Consider the following 1028-nt stretch of genomic DNA (forward strand, 5'->3'; position numbering starts at 1 on the left):
AGACAGTTTCGTCAGTGCTTTTCTTCGTCAGGCATCGGGCTTCCAGCATCAGGCGTCCGGCAGGCGTTAGACCAGACGGTTTTTCTCAGCGATCTGGCCGTTCAGTGTCCAGAAATCATAGAGAATCCCCAGCCCGAACAGGCCGGCAGTCAGCAGGTAGATAATGCCGGTGATGACCTTGCCCATGTAGAAGCGGTGAATGCCGAAAATGCCGAGAAAGGTGAGCAGAATCCAGCCGATATTGTAATCGACGCTACCGGCTTCGTAGCGTGTATCTGCCGCGTCGTCCATGCCGGGGATCAGAAACAGGTCGATGATCCAGCCGATGAAGAACAGCCCGAGAGTAAAAAACCAGAGTGTGCCGGTGAGTTGGCGGCCATAGTAAAAACGGTGGGCGCCCATGAACCCGAAGATCCAGAGTAAGTAACCGATCACCTTGCTGTGCGTATCCTGATTCTGCATGTGCGATTCCTTTAAGGGTTACAGGTCGACGTTGAGTGCGGCGCTGGCGGTGTTTGCCTTGTTGCGTGCCGCGTCAATGCTGTCGGCTTTGGCCAGTGCAACGCCCAGGCGCCGACTGCCGTTGATATCCGGTTTACCGAACAGGCGCACTTCGGTATCCGTGTCGGCCAGGGCGGTGTCCAGGCCATGGTAACGCATGGCCTCTGATTGGCCTTGTACCAGCAATACGGATGATGCTGAGGGACCCCGCTGCTCGATTTCCGGGACTGGCAGACCAAGAATGGCCCGGGCATGCAAGGCGAATTCGGAAAGGGTCTGGGAAATCAGTGTCACCAGGCCGGTGTCGTGGGGGCGGGGAGACACTTCGCTGAAGTACACCTGGTCGCCTTTGATAAACAACTCGACCCCGAAGATACCCAGACCACCGAGTGCGTCGGTAATCGCCAGTGCGACGTCGCGGGAGCGTTGCAGTGCCGCTTCACTCATGGGCTGGGGCTGCCAAGATTCCTGGTAATCGCCGTTTTCCTGACGGTGGCCGATGGGGGCACAATAGCTGGTCTTGATCT

The 1028-nt window shown here is 57.4% G+C and carries 2 protein-coding genes; both read right to left on the reverse strand.

Annotation, left to right across the window (positions count from 1 at the left end; translation table 11 throughout):
* Positions 1-66 precede the first annotated feature (66 nt).
* Positions 67-462, reverse strand: coding sequence for a TM2 domain-containing protein (locus tag A3730_RS28315; RefSeq protein WP_063539188.1), 396 nt, complete (start codon positions 460-462; stop codon positions 67-69).
* A gap of 18 nt (positions 463-480) precedes the next feature.
* Positions 481-1028: ATP-grasp domain-containing protein (locus A3730_RS28320; RefSeq protein ID WP_156501426.1), on the reverse strand; the 548-nt coding region annotated here is incomplete at its 5' end.

It is taken from the genome of Alcanivorax sp. HI0044 (genome assembly GCF_001634945.1).

Excerpts from the sequence above, each read along its gene's own strand:
- A3730_RS28315 (WP_063539188.1), bottom strand. The coding sequence starts at position 462 with ATGCAGAATCAGGATACGCACAGCAAGGTGATCGGTTACTTACTCTGG.